The sequence below is a fragment of the Halobacterium bonnevillei genome (assembly GCF_009831555.1).
Taxonomy (GTDB): Archaea; Halobacteriota; Halobacteria; order Halobacteriales; family Halobacteriaceae; genus Halobacterium; species Halobacterium bonnevillei.
Map to the genome: position 1 here is coordinate 1 of NZ_WUUU01000156.1, position 6,907 is coordinate 6,907.

6 protein-coding genes and 2 pseudogenes are annotated in these 6,907 nt (G+C 69.6%); 1 reads left to right on the forward strand and 7 read right to left on the reverse strand.

Annotated features, from left to right (window positions below; translation table 11 throughout):
- A pseudogene (locus tag GRX66_RS14860) lies at nucleotides 1–176 on the reverse strand (ribose 5-phosphate isomerase A); the annotation flags it as partial.
- 213 nt (nucleotides 177–389) lie between these two features.
- Between GRX66_RS14860 and GRX66_RS14865 the strand changes: the two are divergent.
- Complete coding sequence (locus tag GRX66_RS14865; protein WP_159527256.1) at nucleotides 390–932, forward strand: DUF7504 family protein; 543 nt, start codon at nucleotides 390–392, stop codon at nucleotides 930–932.
- A gap of 58 nt (nucleotides 933–990) precedes the next feature.
- On the opposite strand, the gene GRX66_RS14870 is transcribed toward GRX66_RS14865, so the two are convergent.
- From GRX66_RS14870 to GRX66_RS14895, 6 genes and pseudogenes are all read right to left on the reverse strand, one after another.
- Complete coding sequence (locus tag GRX66_RS14870; protein WP_159527257.1) at nucleotides 991–2,115, reverse strand: ORC1-type DNA replication protein; 1,125 nt, start codon at nucleotides 2,113–2,115, stop codon at nucleotides 991–993.
- 136 nt (nucleotides 2,116–2,251) lie between these two features.
- Complete coding sequence (locus GRX66_RS20590) at nucleotides 2,252–3,139, reverse strand: CPBP family intramembrane glutamic endopeptidase (RefSeq protein ID WP_159527258.1); 888 nt, start codon at nucleotides 3,137–3,139, stop codon at nucleotides 2,252–2,254.
- Between the two features lie 6 nt (nucleotides 3,140–3,145).
- Nucleotides 3,146–3,982, reverse strand: coding sequence for an ABC transporter permease subunit (locus GRX66_RS14880; protein WP_201293043.1), 837 nt, complete (start codon nucleotides 3,980–3,982; stop codon nucleotides 3,146–3,148).
- On the reverse strand, nucleotides 3,979–4,917 hold the full coding sequence (locus GRX66_RS14885) for an ABC transporter ATP-binding protein (protein ID WP_159527259.1): 939 nt from the start codon (nucleotides 4,915–4,917) through the stop codon (nucleotides 3,979–3,981). Before GRX66_RS14885 ends, GRX66_RS14880 begins: the two co-directional genes overlap by 4 nt.
- Before the next feature lie 278 nt (nucleotides 4,918–5,195).
- A complete protein-coding gene (locus GRX66_RS14890) occupies nucleotides 5,196–6,053 on the reverse strand; it encodes a winged helix-turn-helix domain-containing protein (protein ID WP_159527260.1) in 858 nt (285 codons plus the stop codon).
- An 82-nt stretch (nucleotides 6,054–6,135) separates the two neighbouring features.
- Nucleotides 6,136–6,864: pseudogene (locus tag GRX66_RS14895) on the reverse strand (MutS-related protein); the annotation flags it as partial.
- Nucleotides 6,865–6,907: the final 43 nt, after the last annotated feature.

A 6,907-nucleotide genomic window follows, 5' to 3' on the forward strand; every position in this document is an offset into this window, starting at 1 on the left:
GACTGGAACGACGTCGGCACGCCCTCGACGTCCACGTCGCGCTCGCCGAGTGCGCGGATGGCGTGAGCGGCCGTGCTGCCCGTCCCGAGGCCGACCACCATCCCGTCCGCCACCTCGTCGGCCGCCGCTTCGCCCGCGGCCCGCTTCGCCGCACTGCTCCCGCTCGTATTCTTCATGTCTCCTGGGTTCACGGCCCCCGACCAAAAACTACTGCCTGCGGCCCACTGCGCTCCGGCCGCCACCGACGGCCGCTGCTGTCCCGGCTCCGCCCCGGTTTCGACGTCGGTTAGCGATACCTAACTCCTCGTTCGACTTCGTAACGATCTCATAACGGTCTCGTAGCAACCTCCTGAAAATCGTTATAAGGCGATTAAATATGCGACCGGTCTGTGTACGACGCTCGCATGGGGGAAGTCGCCCGCGCGGCTGACAGGGACGGCGAGACGAGGGGGCCGGCGACACTCGTCCTCGCGCCAGGTGTATCGACCGAAGGGGCCGCCGCGTGCGCGGACCGACTCGCGACGAGCGACGCGGCGCTCGTCGTCGCGTTCCGCCGGCACCCGGACGACTGGCGGGCGGCCCGCGGCGACCACCTCCCGCCGACGTGGTTCGTCACCACCGACCCGCACTCGGACAGCGTCCGCGCCGTCGCGGACCCCGGCGACCTCACCGGCGTCGGCATCGCCGTCTCCGAGTTCCTCGGGTGGCTCCCGTCGAACGCGCGGCCAGCCGTCTGCGTGGACTCGCTGACGACGCTCCTCCAGTACAGCGACACCCAGCGAACCGCCCGGTTCCTCCAGGTGCTGTGCGGGCGCGTGCTCGCCGCCGACGGCACCGTCCACTGCCACGCCGACCCGGCGGCACACGACGACGCCGTCCTCGACCAGCTCGCGACGCTGTTCGACGACACCGTCGTGCTCGACTCGGAGTAAGCCAGCACCCCCTCGCGGCTGCTGACCCACGCTCCAGTTCCTGCGACGCCGCTCGCAGCTACAGCCGCTCGCGCACCGTCTCGGGGTCGTGGGAGAGGCGGATCGTCCGCGAGCGCCCGCGCCCCTCCAGTTCCTCGTACTCGGCCTCGATGAGGCCGAGCTTGTCGAGTTTGTTGACGATCTCCGTGTACCGCGTGTACCCGAGGTCCGTGCGGTCGTTGAACTGGTCGTAGACGTCGCCGGCCTGCTCGCCGCCGCACTCCGCGACCGTCTCCACGAGCGCGCGCTCGGTCTCCGAGAGCGCGCGCAGGTTCCGCGACAGGTGGATGTGCTTGGCTTCCTCGTAGACGGCTTCGACGTCCTCCAGTTCGACGGTCTTGCTCGCGCGGGACTCGGCGTGCAGGCCAGCCCGCCGCAGCAGGTCGATCCCGACGCGCAGGTCGCCGGCCTCGTCGGTGAGTTCGGCGACCCTGTCGAGGACCGCCGTCGGCACCGCGCCCTCGCGGTACCCCACCTTGATGCGGTCCCGGAGGATGTCCGTGATCTCGCCGCGGTCGTACGCCGGGAAGTACGCCTCCTCCGGCCGGAACACGGACTGCACGCGGCCGTCGAGGTTCTCGATGACGTCCAGGTCGAGGTCCGAGGACACCACGATGACGCCGACCTTCGCGCCCGGGTGGGTCTCGTGGGCGCGCAGCAGCGAGTACAGCGTGTCCGAGGCCTCGCTCTCGTAGAACAGGTAGTTCACGTCGTCGAGCGCGACCACGAGGACTTCCTCCTCGTCGGCGATGCGCTCGGCGACCTGCCCGAACAGCTTCTTGAACGAGATGCCCGACGACGGCGGCTCGTAGTCGAAGATCTCCTCGAACACCCGCGAGAACACGGCGTACCGCGTGGAGTCGACCTGGCAGTTCACGCGCACCGTGCGCACGCCGCGCTGGCCGCCGAGTTCGCCGAACAGCTTCTGGACGGCGGTCGTCTTCCCGGTGCCGGGCGGCCCCCGGACCATCACGTTCAGCGGCCGGTTCCCGCGCACTGCGGGCCGGAGCGCGTACTGCAGCGTCTGGAGCTGGGACTCCCGGTGGTGGAACACCTCCGGGACGTAGTCGATCTCGAAGACGTGTTCGTCCCGGAACACGGTCTCGTCCCAGCCCAGCATCCCCTCTTCGGGGTCGTCGTCCATCACTTTCACCTCGCTCGGCGAGCCACTTAACCCTTCGCCACGAGGCGGTCTGGAGCGGCGTTACCGCGCCGTCTCGGGCGTTTCGCTGAACGACGGCGCCGGCTCCCGCCGCCCGGACTCGGCGCGCACCCGCACCTCACCGCAGGCCGACGACTTCCGGCCCGGGGGCCTCGTCCGTCGAGAGGTGTCGCCGGCCGTACACAGCGACCACCAGGATGGCCGCCGCGACGAGCACGACGGCGGTCGTGGCTTCGGCGAGGAAGTTCAACCACGGGTCGGCCACGCCGCCGGGCGCGAGCGCCTCCGCGTCCGCGGGGTGGAAGATGCCCATCGCGTTGATGCCCGCGTGGAAGACGGCGACGGCGAGCACGCTGCCGCCAGTGTTGTTGTACATCCACGTCCAGAGGACCGACCCGGCGAGAATCGTGACGACCCAGAGCAACTGCTGGGAGAGCGGCCAGCCGGCGTGTGTCGTGTTCGCGTTCAGGAACAGCGGGAGGTGCCAGCCCGCCCACGCGACGCCGACGAGGAGGCTCGCGGTGAGCGCGCTGTACTTCGCCTGCAGCAGCGGGAGCATGAACCCACGCCACCCGAGTTCTTCCTGCCCGCCGCCCCAGACGACGCCCCACGCCATCGCGAACAGGTAGACGCCGGGGAACGGCAGCGACTCGAAGTCCAGCGGGCCGCCGAGCACGGCGTACAGCGCGCTGCCGACCGCGAGAACCACGAGCGGCAGCCCGATTGCGACGACCCACCACGAGACGCCGATTCGCCACCGAAGCACCTGGGAGACCCACGCCCGGAGGTCGCCGCCGGCGGCCCAGACGACGACGGCGGCGCCCAGCGGCGGGCCGAAGGCGCCGAAGCCGACCAGAATCGACAGCGTCCACGAGGCCTCCATCCCCGAGTACGCGAGGAACCCCTGGACGGTCCACGTGAACGCGTACGTGACGACGAGGAAACTCGCCAGCCGGTGGCGGTCGATCCACGCTCGCAGCCGTTCGCTGTGTGTCGTCGTGGTCACGAGTGCTCAGTTGAGGTCCGCGCGCTCGAACGCGATGCTACCGAGGGCCAGCGGGACGACGGTCCACGCGACCAGAATGGCCGCGAACGCCCACCACTCGACGAAGAACGGGACGGGTCCGTCGAGTACCGTGGTCGCGGCGGGATACGAGGGGTCGGTCGCGTGAATCGCGTTCATGACGAGCGCGCTGTACGCGCCCGTCGGGCTGGCGCCCTGGAGGAACACGAACCACGCGGGCGCCGACGCTCCGGGCGGCCCGCCGAAGACGGCGAGGTGGGCGCCCTGCGGAATGAGGTCCCAGAGGAGCGCGAACGCGAGGTAGGCCGCGATTCCGATGGTCATCGCCCGCGAGCGCGTGGCGCTCGTCGCGGAGATGCCGATGGCGATGCCGACGAACGCGACGCCGAGCGCGTCGGTCAGGAGGAGGACGCCGAGGAACGCGCCCGCTGGCACCGTCCCGTAGACCGCCCACGCGACGACGCCGGCGAGCAGGAATCCGACAGTGAGCCCCACGACGACGACCGCACTCCGGCCGACGAACTTCCCGGCGACGACCGCGCGACGGGACGGCTCCAGCCCGAGGAGCAACCGGAGGCTCCCGGACTCGCGTTCGCCCGCGATGGCGAGGTAGGCCGCCACGAGCGCGACGATGGGGACGAGCATCGACGCGAACTCGCTGGCGCCGCCGAGCGCGGCCAGCACACCGGAGTCCAGGGCGGGGACGAGCAGCGGGATGAGGAACGTCACGCTCACCATGACCGCGACGAACGCGACGACGCCCCAGAGGAGCCGGGACTGGACGGCGTCCTCGAACTCCTTGCGGGCGATGACCCGCCAGCTCACGGCCGGCCCTCCGTTCGCGGCCGGTCGTCGGTCGGGTGAGTGTACGCCGAGAACAGGTCCTCCAGCGAGGACTGCCGGGTGTCGAAGTCCAGAATCCGGTGCTCTGTCTCCCTGATGCGGTCCAGTACCGCGAGCTTCGCCGTGGGTTCCGTGCAGGTCGCGTGAATCTCGTCGCCGTCGACGACCACGCTGGAGACGCCCGCGACGTCGTCGAACGCGAGGCCGGATGGGGGCGCGTCCACGGTCACGGTGATGGTCGACCCGGCGCCGAGGGCGTCCCGGAGGCCGTCGATAGTGTCCACGGTGACGAGCCGTCCGTCGTCGAGGATGCCGACCCGGTCACAGATAGCCTCGACCTGGCTCAGGATGTGACTCGAGAAGAACACGGTGCCGCCGCTCTCGGCGTGTTCGAGCGTGAGTTCGCGGATGTCGCGGATGCCGTCCGGGTCCAGCCCCGAGGACGGTTCGTCCAGGATCAACAGGTCCGGGTCGCCGACCAGCGCCATCCCGAGCGCGAGCCGCTGGCTCATCCCCTTCGAGTAGGTGCCGGCGGGTCGCGCGGCCGCGTCGGCAGCGAGGCCGACTCGCTGGAGGATGGCGTCGGGGTCGTCCTCGGCGTCCTTTAGCCGAATCGCGTACTCGACGTGTTTGCGGCCGGAGAGCCGGTCGTAGAGGCTGTACCCGTCGGGGAGGATGCCGACCCGCTGGTGGATCTCGTCGGCGTCGGTCTGGGCGTCGTAGCCGAGGACCGTGGCCGACCCGGCGGTCGGGCGGACGTAGTCCATCAGCACGTCGATGGTCGTGGACTTCCCGGAGCCGTTCGGGCCCAGGAACCCGAACACTTCGCCCTCCTCGACAGTGAGCGAGAGGTCGTTGACCGCGTAGACGTCGTGGCCGTATCGTTTCGTCAGGCCGGTCGTCTCGATGGCGGTCATCGCTGCCCCACCACCATCGGTCGGGCGGTTCTGTGCTTCGAAGCGGAGTGGCCTGGCTTCGACTGATCGGACGCGGCACGAGCGGTCGGCATACCACCTGATACGGTCCTCTGGGAGATATATCTTGTTGAATTTCTTATATATTGACAGCGGCGTTACTCAAATAGTATTGAGCTACCGGGGGCCGGCTGCCGCCTCCCTCCAGCCGCCGCTGGAACACCTCTAACGCCCGTTGGAATGCCACAGCCGCCGCTCGATTCCCCCCTCGGCCGCCGAGTCTACGACTCGAGAACCGTGACGTCGAGGGCTTCGCCGACGGACGCACGGAGGTGTGCGCCCTCGTGGACCACTGTAATCTCACACGGGAGCGGGTCACCACCGCCGCAGTCGATTGTCCAGTCGTCGACGTAGGTCTGGAGCTGCCAGAACGGGACGTTCGACACGTCCACGCCGTGCTCCCAGTAGAACGCCACGACCCCCGGGTGGTACAGCAGGCGGACCTCCAGCGGCGCGAACAGGCGCAGTCGGCACTCGGTACACCGCGCGACGCAGGTGTACGAAGCGGGACCATCGCACTCGCGAACGTCGACGTCCGTCGTCCCCCCGCACGTCGAACACGTCCCCTGCAGGGCCGCCGAGTACTCGTTGTGCGCGCGCCGATTGCAGGACTCCAGGACTTCCCGGTTCGTCCGGCCGTTCGACGCAGACGGCGGCAGGTCGAACGTCGCGACGGTCGTCTCACAGGTGTCGCAGGCCACCGCGAGCATCGACTCCCGGTACGCCGCCGTGAGCGTCGTCGCCCCACAACTGGGACAGTCCCCCTCCACGTCGGTCGGCTCGAACGAGGGCGTCTCGCTGTACGCTCCCGAGCGAATCGCCCGGACGACGCGGTCGCCCGCCTGCGTCAGCGTGTAGGTATCCTCGACCTGCCGGAGGAACCGCCCCTCGAGCTGCGTGAGGTGGTACGACACCCGCGAGGTGCTGCCGTCCCCGACCCGGTCGTAGATCTCCGTGAAGCCGAGACCGCTCGCCCCCGCCTCCACGGCGTCCGCGACCGCCCGGAGAATCGCGAGGCGTGGCTCGCTGCCGAGCACGGCGAACGCGTCCCGCTGCGCGGTGCTGTCGTTCGTAGCCATTCGGTGTCGTTCAATCGGGGCTCACGTGTCTAAGGCTTTCCCTGGCGAGTCCGCCGCGACGGCGCACCCGCGCCCGCCCGGCTCAGAACTTCTCCAGCAGCCGCCCGTAGAAGTCGCTGCCGCCGTCGTCTGCCAGCTTCTCCACGATGAGTTCGGGCGTCGAGCGCGCGAGGTGGTCTTTCACGGGCGAGCGCTCGACGACCAGTTCACCGTCCTCCAGCCCCCTCGCGCGGATGCCGTCGACGGTCACCTCGAACCCGCACTGGTCGCGGATCTCGCCCGCGAGGTGGGAGACGAACACGCCTGAGGCCCCCGCCTCGTGGAGTTCCTCGAGGATGCCCGCGACGATTTTCGCCGACGCCCCGGGTTCGGTGATCGATTCGAGTTCGTCCACGAGCACGAGCTTGCGCGCTGCGCCCTCGGTGAGGCCGGCGAAATCGCGAAGCGTCGCCTCGAAGGCGCCAGCGTCCAGCGTCCCCTGGGACTTCGCGTAGTAGTGGAGTTCCTCCACCTCCGGGACGCGCGCTGACTCGGCGGGCACCGGGAGTCCCATGTGCGCGAGCACGACGACGACGGCGACGAGGTCCAGCGTGCTCGTCTTCCCGCCGGAGTTCACGCCGGACAGCAACGCGACGCCGTCGACGCCGTAGTCGACTGGCTCGACGTCCTCGAAGGGAACGTCCAGAATCGGCGACCGGCCGGCATCGACGTCGAACCCGCGGCCGCCGCGCTCCGCGAGCGTGCAGTCGAAGTCCTCGGCGAACCGCGCGACGGCCAGTTCGACGTCGAGTTCGAGCGCGCGCTCCACCAGCTGGCGGATTCAGGTCCCAACGAAGTCAGCATCGAGATCGTTC